At 37.4% G+C, this 20678-nt stretch carries 17 protein-coding genes; 9 read left to right on the top strand and 8 right to left on the bottom strand.

The genetic code is table 11. The features are described from left to right. Positions 1-51: 51 nt before the first annotated feature. The 4 genes from K322_RS0118040 to nifJ all read left to right on the top strand — a co-directional run bounded on the left by K322_RS0118040 (position 52) and on the right by nifJ (position 8188). Positions 52-2121, top strand: coding sequence for a putative porin (locus K322_RS0118040; protein WP_035332566.1), 2070 nt, complete (start codon positions 52-54; stop codon positions 2119-2121). A 17-nt stretch (positions 2122-2138) separates the two neighbouring features. Beyond that, positions 2139-2948, top strand: coding sequence for a transporter substrate-binding domain-containing protein (locus K322_RS0118035; RefSeq protein WP_026628135.1), 810 nt, complete (start codon positions 2139-2141; stop codon positions 2946-2948). Positions 2949-3210: 262 nt separating this feature from the next. After that, complete coding sequence (locus K322_RS0118030) at positions 3211-4401, top strand: ATP-binding protein (RefSeq protein ID WP_026628134.1); 1191 nt, start codon at positions 3211-3213, stop codon at positions 4399-4401. A gap of 211 nt (positions 4402-4612) precedes the next feature. Next, a complete protein-coding gene (gene nifJ, locus K322_RS0118025) occupies positions 4613-8188 on the top strand; it encodes a pyruvate:ferredoxin (flavodoxin) oxidoreductase (RefSeq protein ID WP_026628133.1) in 3576 nt (1191 codons plus the stop codon). Between the two features lie 78 nt (positions 8189-8266). Here nifJ and K322_RS0118020 read toward each other — a convergent pair whose 3' ends face one another. From K322_RS0118020 to K322_RS0117985, 8 genes are all read right to left on the bottom strand, one after another. Then, positions 8267-8656, bottom strand: a complete 390-nt coding sequence (locus K322_RS0118020) for a pyridoxamine 5'-phosphate oxidase family protein (RefSeq protein ID WP_026628132.1) — start codon at positions 8654-8656, stop codon at positions 8267-8269. Between the two features lie 81 nt (positions 8657-8737). Beyond that, the gene (locus K322_RS0118015; RefSeq protein ID WP_026628131.1) at positions 8738-9304 is read right to left on the bottom strand and encodes a Crp/Fnr family transcriptional regulator; all 567 of its coding nucleotides are present in this window, start codon (positions 9302-9304) and stop codon (positions 8738-8740) included. 120 nt (positions 9305-9424) lie between these two features. After that, positions 9425-10720, bottom strand: a complete 1296-nt coding sequence (gene eno, locus K322_RS0118010) for a phosphopyruvate hydratase (RefSeq protein ID WP_026628130.1) — start codon at positions 10718-10720, stop codon at positions 9425-9427. Between the two features lie 326 nt (positions 10721-11046). Beyond that, entirely contained in the window at positions 11047-11634 is a 588-nt protein-coding gene (locus K322_RS0118005) for a MarC family protein (protein WP_026628129.1), read from the bottom strand. Positions 11635-11768: 134 nt separating this feature from the next. Next, entirely contained in the window at positions 11769-12581 is an 813-nt protein-coding gene (locus tag K322_RS0118000; protein ID WP_026628128.1) for a hypothetical protein, read from the bottom strand. A 116-nt stretch (positions 12582-12697) separates the two neighbouring features. Next, entirely contained in the window at positions 12698-13996 is a 1299-nt protein-coding gene (locus K322_RS0117995) for an outer membrane beta-barrel protein (protein ID WP_026628127.1), read from the bottom strand. Next, positions 13996-14538: an RNA polymerase sigma factor gene (locus K322_RS0117990; RefSeq protein WP_026628126.1), complete on the bottom strand. Its 543-nt coding sequence runs from the start codon at positions 14536-14538 to the stop codon at positions 13996-13998. The genes K322_RS0117995 and K322_RS0117990 overlap by 1 nt, the downstream gene beginning before the upstream one ends. A gap of 89 nt (positions 14539-14627) precedes the next feature. Continuing rightward, positions 14628-16043 (bottom strand): ATP-dependent DNA helicase, encoded by a 1416-nt coding sequence (locus K322_RS0117985; RefSeq protein WP_035332561.1) that lies wholly within the window; start codon positions 16041-16043, stop codon positions 14628-14630. A gap of 591 nt (positions 16044-16634) precedes the next feature. On the opposite strand from K322_RS0117985, the gene K322_RS0117980 reads away from it, so the two are divergent. From K322_RS0117980 to rfbD, 5 genes are read left to right on the top strand one after another with little or no spacing between them, the layout of a single operon-like run. After that, positions 16635-17459: a DUF3822 family protein gene (locus tag K322_RS0117980; protein WP_026628124.1), complete on the top strand. Its 825-nt coding sequence runs from the start codon at positions 16635-16637 to the stop codon at positions 17457-17459. Next, positions 17456-18001 (top strand): RsmD family RNA methyltransferase, encoded by a 546-nt coding sequence (locus tag K322_RS0117975; protein ID WP_026628123.1) that lies wholly within the window; start codon positions 17456-17458, stop codon positions 17999-18001. Before K322_RS0117980 ends, K322_RS0117975 begins: the two co-directional genes overlap by 4 nt. After that, positions 17998-18885 (top strand): glycosyltransferase family 2 protein, encoded by an 888-nt coding sequence (locus K322_RS0117970; protein ID WP_026628122.1) that lies wholly within the window; start codon positions 17998-18000, stop codon positions 18883-18885. Before K322_RS0117975 ends, K322_RS0117970 begins: the two co-directional genes overlap by 4 nt. Next, a complete protein-coding gene (locus K322_RS0117965; RefSeq protein WP_026628121.1) occupies positions 18879-19424 on the top strand; it encodes a DUF4924 family protein in 546 nt (181 codons plus the stop codon). Before K322_RS0117970 ends, K322_RS0117965 begins: the two co-directional genes overlap by 7 nt. Before the next feature lie 60 nt (positions 19425-19484). After that, positions 19485-20438 (top strand): dTDP-4-dehydrorhamnose reductase, encoded by a 954-nt coding sequence (gene rfbD, locus K322_RS0117960; RefSeq protein ID WP_035332558.1) that lies wholly within the window; start codon positions 19485-19487, stop codon positions 20436-20438. The last annotated feature ends 240 nt before the right edge of the window (positions 20439-20678 follow it).

Raw genomic sequence — 20678 nt, 5'->3', positions numbered from 1 at the left:
TTCACGAAAAAAGCCATAAACCTTTTCGTTTTTTTATGTAAGTTTGCGCCGATGAAAAGATTCGCTTTTATATTAGCTATTATATATATAAGTGTACTTAATGCAAGTGCACAAACCCCTCGTTTTATCTTTGACAATGACAGTCTTATGCAGCAGATCGAGCCCAAGCAGCAATCCCGCCCTCGACCTGTAATACCAAGCGACTCTTTAGCAAGAGCAAACATGGCTGACTCTTTGAGCAAAGTCCCGCCTGCTATCCCCGCATGGAATATCGATGAAAGATTTGGCGAACGTATACCTATACCAATGGATACAATGTTCACTAATTTTCATAACGAAACGCTGGTTGAAGGATCTGATGTAGCAATGACATATTTGGGTAATATAGGGTCTCCTGCTCAATCGAGAATATTCTTCGACAGGGATGAAACATCTCAGTTCAATTTCCTCGATGCTTTCAGCTATATGTATAAGCGACCCGGAAATCAGAGGTTTATAGACACCAAACGTCCATACTCAAATATCTTCTACCAATCAGGAGGAAGTAGTATAAGTAAAGAAGAATGCTTTTCGGGAGAGATGGCTATCAGTTTGAATAAAAAACTCAGTTTCGGATTCAACATCGATTACCTCTATGCCCGTGGATACTATGCATCTCTTGCTAATAAACAAAACAACTACGACATCTGGGCAAGCTATAGGACTGATAACTATCAAATGCATGCCTTTATCGCAAATAATAATTACACTAATTCAGAAAACGGAGGTCTCGCCGATGATGGATATCTTTCGGGTAATGTTGGTGGTAAACAGGTCAACACTAATAAAACACAGGAATTCTTAACCGCTCTGGATGAAACATGGAACAAGATGCGGGGGAGACATATTTTCTTAACCAACAAATACAGTGTAGGCTACAGAAAAGACGATGATGATGAAACCTTCGTTCCGGTAGCAAGCATCATATTGACGAACAACTATACCGATCAACAACGCCACTTTCTATCCAATTCTAACGGAATAGATTCTCTGTACAACTATGTCGTAGATCCTGAATTAGAATTAGACAATGGGTCTATCAGCGACAGAATGTCTTACTGGTCTTTCAAGAACACATTGGCTATCGCATTAAATGAAGGGTTCAGACCTTGGGTAAAATTCGGATTAAAAGCGTTTATCGAACAAGATATGCGGAAATACCAAGCTCCAGGAGACAAATATCCGGCTTATAGCAGTCAGCAATTTTCGCAAAATTCCACTACAATAGGAGGAGTACTATCCAAAGACAAAGGAAACCTCTTGCGCTACAACCTTTCGGCAGCTTTCGGCGTACTAGGATACAACATAGGAGAATCCAGACTAACAGCAGATATTTCGTCACGAATCAACATTAAAGGTAAAGATGCCATAATAAAAGCCGAAGCGTATATAAAGAATCTAAAACCGACCTTCTTTGAGAATCATTACAGATCGAAATTATATAACTATGACAACGATTTCAGTGATATAAGAAGAATATATATAGGAGGTGAAATCATTATTCCCCAAACCCAAACCCGAATAAAAGGAGGTGTCGAGAATCTGCAAAACTATATTTACTATTCTTACACATCTGCGACAACACCTGCATCCAAAATAAGAAATAATACTACAGATATCCTACAAGCTGATAAAAATATTCAGGTAGTATCATTGAGTTTAGATCAGAATCTAAAATTCAAAGCCTTACATTGGGATAATCAGGTAGTATTCCAGACCAGTTCAAACGAAGATGTACTTCCCCTACCGAAAATAAACATATACAGTAACCTGTATTTAAACTTAAAGTTAGCTAAAGTATTAGGCATACAGCTAGGTGTCGACGCCAGGTATTTCACAGAATACTATGGCCCCGGATACGATCCTGTTTTGCTTCAGTTTCAAAACCAAACAGAAACCAAAGTCGGTAATTTCCCTCTTATCAACGCCTATGCAAATTTTCATTTGAAGAAAACCCGCATATTTGTAATGATGTATAATATAGGTAAAGACTTTAGTAATTCGAGATACTTCTCTGCAGCCCATTATCCGGTCAACCCTATGATTTTCAAAATGGGCTTATCATGGAATTTCACAGATTAACTTAATCGGATTATAATATGAAGAGCAAATATATCAGACTGACAATAATAGCCGTCTTAATTATTGGTATAGGCACGTCTCTTTATAAGCTTATGGCTGACAAAAAAATCCCGGACTACCCCGATATAGCAAAATCCGGAGTACTTCGGATAGTTACAAATATGGATCCGGTAGGATATTACCCATCATCGGATACCATAGCCGGATACAATCACGATATATTAGCTGCCATTGAAAAATATTCAAACCTCAAGTTTGAGATATCTTTGGAAAACAGCCTTGACAAATGCTTCGAAGGCCTCGAATCGGGTAAATACGATTTGGTTGCAAGAAACATTCCGATCAATACAAACCTGAGAAGTCAATACAAATTCACATCAACTATATTATACAACAAACTGGTACTAATTCAACGAAAGGCTGAATATAATGACGGGATGGGGCCTATTAAGAATCATTTGGATCTGGCTAATAAAACGTTTCATATACCAGTCAATTCACCTTATAAAGTCCGGATAAACAATTTAGCCCACGAAATCGGGGACAGCATATTCATCGCCGAAGACAGCCTGTACGAAGTCAACCAATTAGCCATGATGGTAGCTTCTAAAGATATAGACTATACTGTATGCGATATCAAAACGGCTGAGAAGCTGGCTTCTCAGATCCCTGAGATCGATATCAATACAGACATCGGATTTACACACCTCGAAGGCTGGGCTGTCAGAGAACAGTCGCCAATCCTTCTGGATTCTCTAAACAACTGGATAACAAGATTAAAAAACTCTCCAGAATATCTTATTATTCAAAAGCGGTATTTTCCGTAATTAAAGTCTCAGACTTATCTATTGCTTTAGTAAGTAAAAACAACCAAATTCTGTTATAGACTAAAAGTATATTCCTAAATACTTGCTGTTACTTAAAAACAAGAAAAAAGAATAAAAATGCAAAGTTGACTTTGCAATAAGATAAAAAACAATTACCTTCGTGTGAATTAAGGTTCTGTGCCTTTTGGGGCATAAGAAGAACAGGTAGTTATTGCCTTGGAATATGTCATTAAGTACTTGCTATTAATAAATTAATGGATCTGTGGAGTCTTTTTTTAGAACACATAAATATTTAGTTGAACACCTCGGAAGCCCGGTAGAAAGACGTCTGATGGACGAAATAGACTGGAATCACCGTTTGATTGCAATCAAAGGTACCAGGGGTGTGGGAAAAACTACGTTTTTATTGCAGTTTGCGAAAAAACACTGTGACTTAGATAAACGGGATTGCCTGTATATCAACATGAACAATTTCTCGTTTACATGCAGAGGATTATATGAGTTTGCCGAAGAATTTTTCTTTAAAGGTGGTAAAATTCTACTTATCGATCAGGTATTCAAATACCCAAATTGGGCAGCCGAACTGAGAACCTGTCATGAAAAGTTTCCAGCATTGAAAATCATTTTCACATGCTCTACAGTCATGAAACTTGACGAAAACCCTGACCTGTCGGGAATAGTAAAACATTATAATTTAAGAGGATTCTCGTTCCGTGAATTCCTTAATATCATTACAGACAATAACCTCGAACCAATCTCGCTTGAAGATATTATCACAAATCATAAGGCGATAGCAACAGAAATATGTAATAAAGTAAAACCTTTGGCATATTTCAGAGACTATATACATCATGGTTATTATCCGTTTTTTCTAGAGAAAAGAAATTTCTCGGAAAACCTGTTGAAGACAATCAATATGATGCTTGAGATAGATGTTCTCTCAATCAAACAAATAGAACAATCGTACCTGCCTAAACTCAGAAAGCTACTGTATCTTCTGTCTATAACAGCTCCGGGGAAACCCAATATCAGCCAGCTAAGTGTCGATTGTGAAATTTCCAGAGCGACAGTAACCAATTATCTGGATTATCTGAAAAGTGCCCGATTAATCAACTTACTGTATAGAGAAGGCGAAGAGTTTCCCAAAAAGCCTGATTTGGTTTATATGCACAATACAAACCTGATCTTCGCAATGAAACCGGGAGTGGCAGATGATCACGCATTACGTGAAACTTTTTTCTACAACCAACTGCATCACAACAACTCTCGTTTGAAGAAAGGAAGCAAAGCTGGTGTATTTATAGTTGAAGATGAAGATAAAAAGTTTGTTTTCAAAGTGGATGATTCGAAACCCAAGAACAATAAAAAAACGGATTTGTACACAACAGCCGAAATGATGGAGATAGGTGAAAATAATACTATCCCTCTGTGGTTGTTCGGGTTCTTATATTAAGGTCGCCGACCTTACCATTATAATTCGTCAGGTATATAGGCACGAAAAATGATTGTGCCAATTGAAGAAAGGCTAAAAAATATAGTTCAATAAAGAAATGAGTATTTTGCACTGAGGATAATTGATTAATAAACATAATCCTGCACTTAGAGCCAAAGACTCAGGTTTAAACAGTTTAAGTAAACAACTAAATAATCAACTATTACAGAGTATGGCAAAAGAAAAAAAATTTTTAACCTGTGATGGTAACCAAGCTGCTGCACACATATCATATATGTTCAGTGAAGTAGCTTCGATTTATCCTATCACACCCTCATCAACTATGGCTGAGTACGTTGATGAATGGGCTGCCGCCGGCCGAAAAAATATTTTCGGAGAATTGCTCAGAGTACAAGAAATGCAGTCTGAAGCAGGTGCTGCAGGAGCTTTACACGGATCGCTTCAGGCAGGAGCACTAACCACTACTTATACCGCATCACAAGGTCTTTTGTTGATGATTCCTAATATGTACAAGATTGCAGGAGAGCTGTTGCCTTCTGTATTTCATGTATCAGCCCGTGCACTTGCGGCTCAGGCTCTATCAATATTCGGAGACCATCAAGACGTTATGGCTGCACGCCAGACAGGTTTTGCGATGTTCTTCTCAGGTTCTGTACAAGAAGTAATGGATCTTTCAGCTGTTCCTCATTTGGCAACACTCGAAGCTCGTATTCCTTTTATGAATATTTTTGACGGATTCCGTACTTCTCATGAAATACAGAAAGTCGAATTGATGGATCAGGAAGACCTAATTCCTCTTATTGATCAAAAAGCTCTTAAAGAATTCAGAGATAGAGCTCTTAATCCAGAAAAACCGGTAACAAGAGGTACTGCTCAGAATGATGATATTTACTTCCAATCTCGTGAAGCATCTAATAAATATTATGATGCTGTACCTGAGATTGTTGAAAAATATCTGACTGAAATAGCAAAAATCACAGGACGTAAATATGGTTTATTTGATTACTACGGAGCAGAAGATGCAGAAAGAGTAATTATCGCGATGGGCTCTGTTACAGAAGCCATAAAAGAAACTGTTGACTTCCTTAACGAAAAAGGTGAAAAAGTTGGTCTTGTTGCAGTTCACTTATACCGTCCGTTCAAAGCTGAAGCATTCATGGCTGCTGTTCCTAAAACAGCTAAAAGAATCGCAGTTCTTGACCGTACCAAAGAACCTGGTGCTCTAGGACAACCTCTTTATTTAGATGTTAAAGACTGTTTCTACGGAAAAGAAGATGCTCCGACTATTGTCGGTGGTATTTATGGTTTGTCTTCAAAAGACACCACTCCTTCTCAAATTATGTCTGTATACGAAAATCTTGCGATGAATCTTCCTAAGAATGATTTCACAATCGGTATCGTAGACGACGTTACTTTCAAATCACTTCCATTGAAAGATGAAGTTTCTGTAGACGATTCAAACTACGAAGCAAAATTCTATGGATTAGGATCTGACGGTACAGTAGGAGCAAATAAAAATACTGTAAAAATCATCGGTGAAAATACCAACAAATATTGTCAGGCATACTTTGCTTATGACTCTAAAAAATCAGGAGGTTTCACATCATCTCACCTTCGTTTTGGTGATCACCCAATCCGTTCTACCTATTTGGTGAATACACCAAACTTCGTAGCATGTCACGTTCCTGCTTATCTACACCTTTATGATGTAACTAAAGGGTTGAAGAAAAACGGAACTTTCCTTCTTAATTCTGTATGGAGTAAGGAAGATGTAGGCAACTATTTACCTGATAATGTAAAAAAATATCTTGCTGTTAACAACATCAATTTCTATATCATCAATGCAACTAAAATTGCTACAGAAATTGGTCTTGGAGGACGTACAAATACAATTCTTCAATCTGCATTCTTCAAGATTTCTAATGTAATTCCTTACGAATTAGCAGTAGAACAAATGAAGAAATTCATCGTTAAGTCTTATGGACGTAAAGGTGAAGATGTAATCAATAAGAACTATGCGGCAGTTGACAGAGGTATCGAAATTGAAAAAGTAGAAGTACCTGCAGAATGGGCAAACATCACAGTAGGTAAACCTACAGATGATGATGCTCCTGATTTCATCAAACAAGTTGTTCGTCCTGTTAATGCTCAAAAAGGATATGATATTCCGGTATCGGCATTCGTTGGTCGCGAGGACGGAACTTGGGACAATGGTACTACATTCTACGAAAAACGTGGTGTAGCTGCATTCGTTCCTGTATGGCACATGGAAAACTGTATCCAATGTAATCAATGTGCTTATGTTTGTCCTCACGCTACAATCCGTCCATTCGTACTGGATGCAAACGAACAAGCAAAAGCTCCTGAAAGTGCATCATTGTTGAAAGCTCAGGGAAAACAATTCGATGGAATGGGATTCCGTATACAGGTTGACGTTCTTGACTGTCTTGGTTGCGGTAACTGTGCTGATATCTGTCCCGGTAAAAAAGGACAAAGTGCTCTTGAAATGGTTGAAATCGGAGGTCAATATCCGGAACAAAACAATTGGGACTTTATGGTTGCAAATGTAACCAGCAAAGCTCACTTAGTGGATGTTAAACAAAATGTGAAAAATTCACAATTTGCAACTCCATTATTCGAGTTCTCAGGTGCATGTTCGGGTTGTGGAGAAACTCCTTACGTAAAACTTGTTACTCAACTTTACGGTGACCGAATGTTGATTGCTAATGCTACAGGATGTTCTTCAATCTATGGAGGTTCAGCACCTGCAACACCTTATACAACTAACGAAGAAGGCAAAGGTCCGGCTTGGGCTAATTCTTTGTTCGAAGACAATGCTGAGTTTGGTCTTGGATTCGCTCTTGCAAACATTACAATGCGAGATAGAATCGAGAAATTAATGAAACAAGCAATCGCTTTGGAAGGTACTTCTGCTTCAACTAAAGAACTATTCCAATCATGGATTGATAACAAATCAGAAGCTGATAAAACAAAAGATCTTTATAAAGAAATCCTTCCGGTAATCGAAGCCGGTACACAAGAAGGATGTGCTATATGTAAAGAATTGGTTGAGCTGAAACAATATATAGTAAAACGTTCTATCTGGATCTTTGGTGGTGACGGATGGGCTTATGATATAGGTTTCGGTGGTGTCGATCACGTATTAGCTTCGGGCGAAGACGTAAATATCCTGGTTCTGGATACTGAGGTTTATTCTAATACAGGAGGTCAGTCTTCTAAATCTACTCCGGTAGCGGCTGTTGCTAAATTTGCTGCTGCAGGTAAGAAAGTACGCAAGAAAGACCTAGGTATGATTGCTACAACTTACGGTTATGTATATGTAGCTCAAGTAGCAATGGGTGCTAATCAGATGCAATGTTTGAAGGCATTCAAAGAAGCCGAAGAATACAAAGGTCCATCATTGATTATCGCTTATTCTCCATGTATCAGCCACGGTTTACGTAAAGGTATGGGACATGCGCAAGATGAAGAAAAATTCGCAGTAGAATGCGGATACTGGCATCTATGGCGTTATAATCCAATGTTGGAAGAAGAAGGTAAGAACCCATTCACAATGGATAGTAAAGATCCTGACTGGACCAAGTTCCAATCATTCTTAGGTAATGAAGTTCGTTATACAGCTTTGCAGAAATCTAATCCAGGTGAAGCAAGTGAATTGTATGAAGCAGCTCAGAATAATGCTATGTGGCGCTGGAAAAGCTACAAACGCTTAGCTGCAGGAACATTCGAACCTACTGATGAAACAAAAAATCTTCCTGAAGCATAAAGATCGCAAAGATCTTATTCTATAAAAAATAAAAGCTATCCAAATGGATAGCTTTTATTTTTAGTCTATGCTTGGACCCTATAAAGTTTGCTTAGCTTTGATAACGGTTACTTCTAAGACCCTTGTAAGAAAAGAGAATTTTTCTTTCATCATATCAAATTCTTCTCCCGAGCTCAGATAACGAGCAGTACCTGTTACAAGAAAACCTGTTCCTTGATAGTCTTTATATCCCAATACCTCTTTCGAGCCTAAAGTAAGCTTTATTTGATGGTTCACGTCTATATTCTTCTGTGTTTTTCGTAACCCATATGCCGGAATTAGTATTCTCTCATCATCTGTTACTACAAGGTATGAGTTCCATGTATTTGCAACATGAGCATCATCTGCAGTCCATGATACAATAGCAACTACACCTTCATGTTGAAGGACTTCGTAAAATTTGTCGGATAGCTTAACTGATTTTTCCATCTTATATATGTTTTGTTCTGATCACAAAACTATCAATTTATAAGATTAGAAATCTTAAGCTGGTTTAAGAAAGCTTTCAAATCATAAATTTTTCTTCCGAAGTTCACTTAAATATTCAGGTGTTAACCCCAAAAAAGAGGCTAGCATATATTGAGGAACTCTTTGTATGAAATCCGGAAAAGCCCCTTTAAAATGCAAGTACATATCTTCTTTTGACATCTCAAAAATCAATTTCAATCGAAATTGAGATGCTGCTAAAGCTCTTTGATACATCTGCCTAAAGTAACGCTCCAATATTGGATATTCCATCAAAAGCTTTTCATAGTTTAAACTACTGATTACCAATACTTCGGAGTCTTCTATTGCCTGAATACAATAATCAGATGGAGACTGATTCATCAATCCTGAATAATCTGTTATCCACCAATTTTCTAACGCAAACTGAGTAATCTGTTCAGACCCGTTATCCCGATAAAAGTACATTCTAAGACATCCTCTATTCACAAAATAATAGTACTTGCAAACCTCCCCCTGTTCCAACAAAGAAGTCTTCTTCCTGATCTTTCTAACCTCAAAATATTTATAGAGATCAATACTTACCTCAGTCAAACCGAGATAATGGCTGATATGTTTGATTAGCTTATCCATTCAAATACAGAATATCCAATTATTCATCTCACAAGCCACCTATCCTCAATATAAGAAAGAAGGGCGGAAACGATCCAGCTTCCACCCTTCTTGTTGTTATAAAGAAATTTCTTAATTTTCTTATTTCACACGTTGTACGCGTTTGTAACCATAAACAGCTTTTGAACCAAGTTCTTCTTCGATACGAAGTAGTTGGTTATATTTAGCCATACGGTCTGAACGGCTCAACGAACCTGTTTTGATTTGTCCTGAGTTAGTAGCAACTGCGATGTCAGCAATAGTAGCATCTTCAGTTTCACCAGAACGGTGAGAAGTTACGCTAGTATAACCTGCACGGTGAGCCATTTCAATAGCATCCAAAGTTTCAGTTAAAGAACCGATTTGGTTTACTTTGATAAGGATAGAGTTAGCACAACCTAGTTCGATACCTTTTTTCAAGAAATCAACGTTAGTTACGAACAAGTCGTCACCTACTAATTGAATTTTATCGCCAAGTTTGTCTGTAAGTTGTTTCCAACCATCCCAGTCATTCTCATCCATACCGTCTTCAATAGAATCGATTGGATATTTAGCTACAAGGCTTGCAAGGAATTCTACTTGTTCTGCAGAAGTACGTTTAGCTCCGTTTGCTCCTTCAAATTTAGAGTAGTCATATACTTTAGCTGTCTTATCGAAGAATTCAGAAGAAGCACAGTCAAGACCGATTGTTACATCTTTTCCTGGTTCGTAACCAGCAGCTTTGATAGCTTTAAGGATAGAATCCAAAGCATCTTCTGTTCCGTTCAATGTTGGAGCAAAACCACCTTCATCACCTACTGCAGTACTTAAACCTCTGCTTTTGAATTCTTTTGCCAAAGCATGGAATACTTCAGCACCGCAACGCAAACCTTCTTTGAATGAAGCAGCACCTACCGGACGAATCATAAATTCCTGAAATGCAATAGGAGCATCAGAGTGAGATCCACCATTGATGATGTTCATCATAGGTACGGGAAGTGTATATGTGTTAGTTCCTCCGATATAACGATACAATGGAATATCAAGTGCATTAGCAGCAGCTTTTGCTACAGCCAAAGATACACCCAAAACAGCATTAGCACCTAATTTAGATTTTGTAGGAGTGCCATCAAGAGCGATCATTTTCAAGTCGATACCTCTTTGATCTAAAGCGCAGTCACCAATCAAGGCAGGAGCGATAACATTGTTTACGTTATCTACTGCTTTAGTTACACCTTTTCCTAAATATCTTTTTTTGTCTCCATCGCGAAGTTCAAGAGCTTCATGCTCACCTGTAGATGCTCCTGAAGGAACAGCTGCACGGCCAAAAGCGCCACATTCTAAAGTTACATCAACTTCGATAGTAGGATTACCTCTTGAATCCAAAATTTCACGACCGAAAATACGTTCGATTTTCATGCTTGGTTTATTTTTAGTTAAATGATATAATATGATACTTTCTTTCTGACTTTAGTGTAACAAAAATACTTCTTTTTTTTGGTTATAAAAATAGTTTTGCCTTTGTATTCCAATTTTAAGTATACATGTCCTTCTATTCAAATAAACCGAGGTATTTAATGATATATTTTCATGTAATAATAGGCTCAAGTTGTTATACTTGACAAAGCTACAAATAGGTATGTGACCATATTTTACTCTGTAAAAAGTACAGCCTATTACAAATTCAAACAAATACTTGGATATATTCCACGATAAAAGTAAGTTCAGAATTTATTCAGTAAATCTCATTTAAACGATTCCAATAGTATAGATAAATTAGATGTAAAGAGACGGACTGATATGGCCATTAAAATAATGCCAAAAAATTTACGCATCACATATACTCCTCCGACACCCATCAAACGCTTTACAAATGATAAATTCTTCAGTACAAAGAAGACGATAACCATATTCAGGAGGAGAGCCAGAATAATGTTAGTGACAAAGAATTCGGCTCGCATAGACAGCAATGCAGTAAATGTTCCGGGTCCCGCAAGCAAAGGAAAGACTATAGGAACCAATGTTGTCGATCCTCCGGGAGCATCATTCCTAAACACTTCTATCCCGAAGATCATTTCAACCGAGATAATAAAGATAACCAAAGCACCGGCTATCGCAAAAGAAGATACATCCACATTAAATAACTGAAGCACCCAATCACCGACAAACAAAAATGCTGTCATTATAGCGAAAGCATATATCGATGCCTGAAAAGGATTCACATCTTCTCCATTCTTCTGAAAATTAAGAAAAAGGGGCACAGATCCCAAAACATCTATCAATGCGAATAATACTACAAATGCGCTCAGTATCTGAGTTAAGTCGAAATTCATATTATAAGGTATTTTTCACCTCAAAGGTAGAAAAAAATATTTTTTATTCTAGTCGAACAGGACTACAAAACAACAGAGAGATACATCGTTGCACCTCTCTGTCGTATATTGGATATTATAAAAATCTTTCAACTTTAATTTGTTGTATAATAAGTTATCCCAAATGCATTTTGCATAACTGCTACTGCATACTTTTGATCAGAAGTCGTATACTTTGGATACCTCAACCAGATGTATAATGTTTTACCCGTTGCTGTTTCTGACATCTGCTTCGGATTTAATCTTCTAAGAGATGTCAGATCCACAGCTATATCTTTCGATTTCACAGCTGTATCTGTACTTTCAGATGTTGGAGTTGTCTTTAACAATTTCACATCCAATACAATTGCATCTTCAGGTAAAGTCAGACCTAAATTTGCAGGTAGTGTCTGATCATTTTCATCATAATACAATTCGATGCCTCTGATCTCCTGATCTTTTCTGATATTAGCAGAAACCGAAACCAACCATCTGTTAGAGAAAGTCTGTGCACTGTTCCCATATTTGCTTGTAAATCCGGTAAAAGCTGTACTTGCACTCGGAGTATTATCACCTACCGACCCTTCAGTTACAGATACCTGATTTGCAACTTTAAAAACACCACTCGAAGCATCTATAGTTGCATATTCAGCTTTAATAGTTGTAGAGTTTATAAAATCATTCAAATTAGCTTTATATGACACAAGCACCACATCTCCTGCAGAATAACCGGTTATATCTCCTCCTGTGATATTAACTCCTCTCGCCATAGTTGCAGCAGTAACTGACACACCACTCTCCGAAACAACTTTAATTACACCAAATTCATTTTGTGATGTTATCGACTGCTCACCTCCATCTCCCAGACACGACGATAAAGACAATCCTAAAATAGCGGCTGAAAATAAGCCCAGACATGTTTTTCTCATAATTTTTATATGGTTTTATATTTTATATTAAGTAACAACAAGTATTTAATGATCATTTTTAGATAGTAAGATACTCGGGCTGTTATGCTTACTCTAAAACAAAAGAGACTATGACCTTAAAATCCAAATTTCACACCCAAATTCAAGTTTAACAGCCACTTTTTATCCGAATAAATAGTTTCATATTCATTCTTGGCATCAATATAATATGCCCCGCCTACAGTTGTATATACCGACATATTTCCATAGATAGGATAGCTGATGCCAACAGAAGAAGTCAATGACATCTGCACGTTTTTTTGCGAGATATTTTTCTTATCAGAAACCGACGATTGAGATATACCGCCACTACGGTTTAACCGCCCGTAAATATCTTTCTGTATTGCTCCACCGGCTGATATATATAAGCGTAACCTGTTCCATTCGGCAATATTATAGTTAAGAGTCAACGGTATACCTAAATAGTGAAAATATTGCGCATTATTACGGCTATAAGAAGATGCAGACTTCGATTTTATTTTAGACGACAGATAAGCATAGTTTATCCCGCTTTCGATAGACAGCCTGTCTGTTATCCTTTTGTTTATAGATAAACCAAAAGTTATCGGCTGATTATGTTCCAGCTTTACGGTTTCAGATCTGAGACTAAATTGTTGGTCAGCATTAGCCATCGCCACTACCGTACGTTTATATCCATCGGCTTTAGAGAAAGCTCCTCCTCCATTAACCCCCAAAGCTAAACCTTTGTGAGAAGAACTTACCGATTCTGCCTCAGCATTATCAGCCAGTAATTTTTCAGTTTTGAGCCCTTCTGCTGCAAAAGCATCTATTTGTCTTTGTAGATCAGCATCAGTTTCTTCAGACTTCTTTTCCTCCTGCTTCTTTATGGGAGCCGATGCAGCGAGCATTTCTTTTTTTTCAGGTTGAGAAGAATTTGGAGAAGAAAGAGCTGGTTTAACCAATTCTTCTTTTTTTACATCTTCAGCACCAATAACTCCTGTATTATTATCTTTTTCCGTATTATCACTATGAGCAAATAATATTTCAGAAGATCTTTTCCCCGACTGATTTCCTGTTGAATGGCTATCTTTTTCTATAGACGGAAGAACAGAATCCCCAACCTGAGACTCTGGAACTGCGGGCTCCGGCATAGGTTGTACTATTGCTACATGGTTTGTCAGAGCCTCTTCACCACCTTTTGGCAAGAATAAGAATAAACCAAAAGCGACAACAGCGGCTGCGGCCGCAGTACTCCATCCTGCAATTTTGTATATCAGTTTACGTGTATTAGGCTTACGCTCCTGAGCGATAAGACCAGACTCGATCCTCTCCCACATAAATGCAGGAGGATCCTGCTCAATGCCTTTCAGCTTTGAAGCAAAAACCTTTTTTATATGATCTTTATCTGGAACCATTATTGCTTAAAATATTCTTTTATTTTTTCTTGTAACAGAGCCCTGGCTCTTATATATTGTGAGCGTGATGTACCTTCGGCAATGCCTAGCATTTCGCTTATTTCTTTATGTGAGTAATCTTCTATTGCATATAAATTAAATACCGATCTGTATCCTTGCGGTAATTCCTGAACCATCTTCAATAATTCATCTTCAGTAATTCCATCGATATCTCCTTCTGCTTCATCTATAATATCAAGATCCGACACATTTTCGATATCATCACTGTACATTTTCTTTGTTTTATCTTTCCGGATATTCTCTAATGCAAGATTTACAAAGATTCTTTTCATCCAGCCTTCGAATGAACCTTTGTTTTCGAACGAGTTGATATTCATAAATACTTTGATAAATCCGTCTTGCAATAAATCCTGAGCAGCTTCCTTTTCAGATGCATAACGCAGACATATACCATACATCACCCTCGCATACTTTTCGTATACAAGCTGTTGCGATTTTCGGTCTTGTCTTTTGCATCCTTCTATTAGTTGCAACTCTTCCATTCAGATTTAACATTCAATTATAAGATGAATATATTTACAAAATGTTGCATTTGAAGCTTTCATTTTGCACTTATTAACATTCTTCGCGATTAAAGGAACTCTTCGGGCAGATTCACGAAATAAAGCTGTTTCGTTGCCCGCGTTATCGCAGTATACAACCACCGATAAAAGTTTATACCTAAATGCTCTTCTGATATATATCCTATATCCAGAAATACATTTTTCCATTCCCCTCCCTGAGCCTTATGGCATGTTATCGCATAACCGTATTTTACCTGAACCGCATTATAGAAAGGATCTGTTTTCATCTTTTGCATTTTAGCGGCATTAGATCTTATATCGGAATAATCTTCAAGAATATTATAAAACAGTTCACCGTTCTTTTCTTTCGACAGCCCTGTGGTTTCGGAATGCAAGGTATCTAATAAAATCTTCAACTCCAACTCTATATCGTAATCGGGATGCTTTACCAGTACATCGGCAAATCTGAAACCATATAACTCCTGAGTTTTACGTACCCGTAATACCTCTACCAGTTCTCCGTTTGCCAGAAAATCAACCTGATCGATATTCTCTGTCCAAAAGTAATTATTTTTTGTAATCATCAACATATCTCCTGCCGACAATTCTTCTTCCCTGTACAGTATGCGGTTACGGATACCATCATTATAAATATTCGAACGCTTATTAGATCGGGTGATCACCATACAGTCGTCTATTCCGTCCCGATCGTACATGGCGTTGATCGTATCAATCAGTTCGTCTCCTCCGACATTTTTTATATCCGGAAAATCATTCAGCTTAATCTTAGGAAATAATCCTGTGGTTTCATTCAACAGCGCATTTCTAATTTCCGTAGCATTATATAATATACCTGACCCTTCGCCCTGACGTACAATCTGAGTCATCGTAGTACTGAAGACATCCAATCCGTATCCCTTAAGAGTATCTATCTGCAAAGCCGGACTTACTTCCTGCATTACGGGAGGAAGCTGTGCCTCATCTCCGATCAATAACAAACGACAATTTTCCCCACCATATACATATTGGATCAAATCGTCCAAAACTCGACCCGACCCGAAAATATAAGAATCGATACCGTCATTACTCAGCATCGAAGCCTCATCCACTATAAACAGCGTATCCTTATACAGATTATCCATAGGAACGAAGTCCGTCGCCTGATCGGAGAATCGCTTCTGTCTGTATATTTTTTTATGAACAGTATAAGCTGGATGATCAGCATAGGCTCCGAACACTTTAGCAGCTCGTCCCGTAGGGGCTAACAAAACGGTTTTCTGTTTCAGTTCGGTCATTGTTTTTACCAAAGCCCCGATTAGAGACGATTTTCCGGTTCCGGCATAACCTTTTAATAAAAACAAACCGTCGGATTGAGGTTGAAATAAAAAATTCGTAATCAATTCCAATGCTTCTGCCTGTTGCGAAGTTGGTTCGAATTGAAAATTTTCAATTATTTGTTTTAGAAAGAATTTATTTAAAGACATCTCAAAATCAGTTATCAGTCTGCAACTTTCAACTAAAAAGGTGACAAAAGTTACAGCAAAATTGCACACTTTCTATTGTTACTTTTATACCTCTGGTCTAAAGAAGGTTGGCTACCACCGGCAAAAACCTTTCAGAGGTTTGTGACCATTCTCCCCGAAAAGGTAACAAAAGTTACAAGATTAATGAGCAATTGTGAGCAATCATTATTAATTATTCATTCTCAATTACCTAAAAAGGTGACAAAGGTTACGCCAAAATTACATTTTTTCAGATGATACCTTTTTCCTTTTCTATAATTTTTACTGTTATTTAAAGAACTCTTTTACCATAGATAAAAAGGGAAAAAAGATCTCTGTCTCTAGATAAAAACACAAAAAGGTCTCCGCCCTTAAAATCACAATAATTAAGCTATAAGAATATGATATAGAATTTCTTTTTCTAAATTTGTATAATTTCGATGAATCTTTATAATTAGCAGATGTAAGTAACAGTAGGTATTTAATGTCGTATATCAATATGATAACAGACTGTTGATCTTATGCTTGAATGGATAATAAAAGGGTCTGAGACCTTAATTGAACTATATACATATGTTTTTACCAGATACAATAGACTTTGCTCAATCTGAGAAATATGTGCTGTCACTCAGGATAAAACCTGACGGATGGTCGTTTTCGATACATGAGCCCGAAATAGGCGGAGAATATTGTTATCGAGAAGTATCTTTTTCGAAAGACTCCGACATATTAAATAACATCCAAAGGATGATATTTGACTTTAACTTCCTGTCTCAGCCTTTCAAACAAACAAATGTAGTATTTGTATCAACCGAATACGAAGTAGTTCCGCAATATTTATTTGAGAAAAAAAAGAAATCGGAACTTTATAATATTTCGCATTCAAAAAAAGCAGACCGGATACTGATAGGTGCGGAAAAAACTCAAAACAACCTCTTGCTATACAGTGTCGACAATGAAATATATCAATTCTTGTCACGCAGTTTATATAACCCTCAGTTTTGGCATCATACGGATCTCTTACTCGGATATACAGACCGTAAAAACCGTGTTGCCGAAAAAGGAGCTAAGATGTACCTGAATTTTCATGGCAGGTTTCTTGATATCGTATGTTTTGATAGTCTGGGACATTTTTTACACGCGATATCATATCACAACGAGCCTGTTCAGAATATAGTGTACCATATATTAAACTTATGGGATAAATGCGACTTCGATCAGAACAAGGACTTTATGTACTTTGTAGAATCCGAGTCTCCGGTATCGCAGCAAATACACCCTCTTCTTCGCGACTATATCAGTCGGATTGAATCATTGGGATTACCCAGCGAAGTCGAATTCTTAGGGGAAGATGGGCGTAAAACACCCTTAGATCTATTAATCTTATCAACAAAATGAGAATTATCAGCGGAAGATATAAAGGACGGAGAATCGAAGTTCCGTCTAGTTTCAAAGCAAGACCGACAACAGATTTTGCAAAAGAGAATCTATTCAATATACTTAATAACTGGATAGACTGGGACGGTCTGTCGGCTTTAGACTTATTCGGAGGAACAGGAAGTATCAGTTTCGAGCTGGTATCGAGAGGCTGCTCCAAAGTAATCAGCATCGAAAAATCCCCTATGCATTACGGATTTATTGAAAAAACGAAAAAACTGCTGGATGCAAAAGAATTATGTTCATATAAAATGGATGTATTCAAATACATCAGCATCTGCAAAGAACAATTCGATTTTATATTTGCTGATCCTCCCTATGATTTAGAATTTTTACCGGAAGTACCAAAACTTATTTTCGAGAAAGACATGCTCAAAGATGGAGGTACTTTCATTATGGAACACTCCAAGTCCAACGATTTTTCAGCACTTCCCTATTTTTACGAAAGAAGGGTTTATGGCAGTGTTAACTTCAGCATTTTCAGAAAAGACAGTGAAGAATGATCTCGGTATGTATTCCCGTATATAATACCGATGTCAACCTGCTAGTCCGAACACTATATAAACAAGCATCAGCCGGATCCGATCCTTTTGAGATAATTTTGCTTGACGACGACTCTGCCGATATTGAGACTAAACAGGAGAACGAAAAATTAGCAGGAATTCCTAATGTCAGAATATTCGAAAACGAACAAAACAAAGGACTGTCGGCTACCAGAAATAAGCTGGCTGAGTTAGCGCGCTACCCATATCTTCTGTTCATAGACAGCGATGCTGAGATCGTGCGAGAAGATTACTGGCAGACGTATATCTCTTTTTGCACATCCAATTCGGCCTGTTTCGGGGGGTGCGTTTATTCAGACTCTCTTCCTCAAACAGAGTTTATTTTGCGTTGGAAGTTCGGAAAACAGAGGGAAGAAGGTGTTGGAAAATATTTTTCGTGCTTCAATTTTCTTATTCCGAAGGACATATTCTGTAAATACCCTTTTTCAGAAAAGCTGAACAGTTATGGATATGAAGATTCTCTTTTTGGTATTACTTTACAGCATAACAATGCAGACATAAAGTTTATCGACAATCCGCTTCTCCATACCGGACTCGATATATCCTATACGTATCTGGAAAAGGTAGAATCGAGTATCCGCAATCTCATTACAATAGAGCCGTTGCTGAAAGAAATAAAGAAAGAAAAGAGAATCAGACTTTTGAAGCTATATTATTCGATACAATATTTATCTTATCCGATAGCTTTATTATTCAGATTATTAAAAAAAGTTTTACTTCTCAATCTGAGAGGAAATAACCCCTCACTCAAGATATTGGATTTTTATAAACTGGGTTATCTTTGTAATCTGAAAACAAAGAAAGAACTTTTGAACCAATGCTGATAGCCAGACAAAAAAAGAAAGAAAATATAGCCGAATACCTCCTCTATATGTGGCAGGTCGAAGATATAATAAGGGCTAATAACCTAGACATTGACCTCATCAAACAAAATGTAATAGAAAAGTTTGATCTGACGGATGATATTAAGCTCGAAATGACCGATTGGTACGAAAGCCTCATCGAAATGATGAAATATGAAAATGTAAAAGAAAGCGGGCATTTACAAATCAATAAGAATATTATAATAGACCTGACCGATTTACATTTAAGGTTATTAAAAGCTCCTACCGAACCGGAGTACAAAGCGGTATATTATAAAACACTGCCGTTTATCGTTGAACTCCGATCCAAAACCGAAGATAAAAGCATACCGGAACTCGAGACCTGCTTTTCGGCTCTGTACGGCTTTCTACTGTTGCGTTTGCAGCAGAAAGAAATATCAGGAGAGACTCAGGCCGCTATAGCCCAGATAAGCAGTTTTCTTCGGCTGCTGTCCGGAAAATACAAAAAAGAAAAGGATGGAGAACTTGATCTCGAATAAAGATCAGTGACCTTATCCAATAAAAGAAAAAAGAATCACAACTTATAAAAATAGCAGATAATGGCATTTTTTTCAGGAAACAAACAGGCAGACGATCAGGATGAAACCGCAAAAAACACATTTATATTCCAACTATATCCTAAAAATGTCTTGGTAACAGGTGCAAACGGACAATTAGGAAGTGAGTTGAGACGGGCTACAGCCGATCATAATGATATACTCAATTTTATATTTACAGATGTAGCCGAACTTGATATTACAGACATTCAAGCGGTTGATGAATTTGTAAAAAACAATAAGATCAGATATATAATCAATTGTGCAGCTTACACTGCTGTAGATAAAGCCGAAGATGATACTGAACTTTGCTATAAAATAAATAAGGATGCAGTAAGAAATCTCGGTATAGCGGCAGCTAACAATCAGGCAAAAGTGATCCATGTATCTACCGACTACGTCTTTGACGGTACAGGTTCCCGTCCTTATACCGAAAGTGATCAGGTATGCCCAAAGTCGGTCTATGGCAAATCGAAACAAGAAGGTGAGAGCGCTCTGCTGGAAGCATGTGCCGACTCTATCATCATTCGCACTGCATGGCTTTATTCTATTTTCGGGAATAACTTTGTCAAAACCATGATAAAACTTGGCAAAGAGAGAGAATCATTGAATGTTGTTGCCGACCAAACCGGAACACCTACTAATGCTGCCGATCTGGCAAAAGCAATCGTTAAGATACTTGATTACTCCGAAGCAAACTCTCACTTTAAAGCGGGAATATATCATTACTCAAATGAGGGAATAACTACATGGTACGATTTTACCAAAGCAATTCATCACGATGCAGGCATTACAACCTGCAAAGTCAACCCGATAAGTACTGATCAATATCCAACCAGAGCCAGCCGTCCTCAATATAGCGTTTTAGATAAATCGAAAATTAAAGCAGCATTCGGGATACAAATACCTCAATGGGAAGATAGTCTGAGGGTTTGCATTACAGAGTTGAGTAAATAGCAAGTTTTTTTTCGAAGTAAACGCCCCATATTAATATTGATAACAAGCATATTACAAACCAATTATTAAAGCAAAAGAGCGAAATTCGCTTTTCATATTTGGAAAATCCAAAATAATATTCTACTTTTGTATCGCTTTAGAAAAAGCACGAGTTTGTCTCATGGTGTAATGGTAGCACTGCAGTTTTTGGTTCTGCCTGTCTAGGTTCGAATCCTGGTGAGACAACTAATAAAAAAAGCA

The sequence above is a fragment of the Indolivaga capnocytophagoides DSM 22835 genome, from assembly GCF_000426485.1.
GTDB classification, from domain to species: domain Bacteria; phylum Bacteroidota; class Bacteroidia; order Bacteroidales; family Dysgonomonadaceae; genus Dysgonomonas_A; species Dysgonomonas_A capnocytophagoides.
This window is presented reverse-complemented; position numbering and strand designations above follow the sequence as displayed.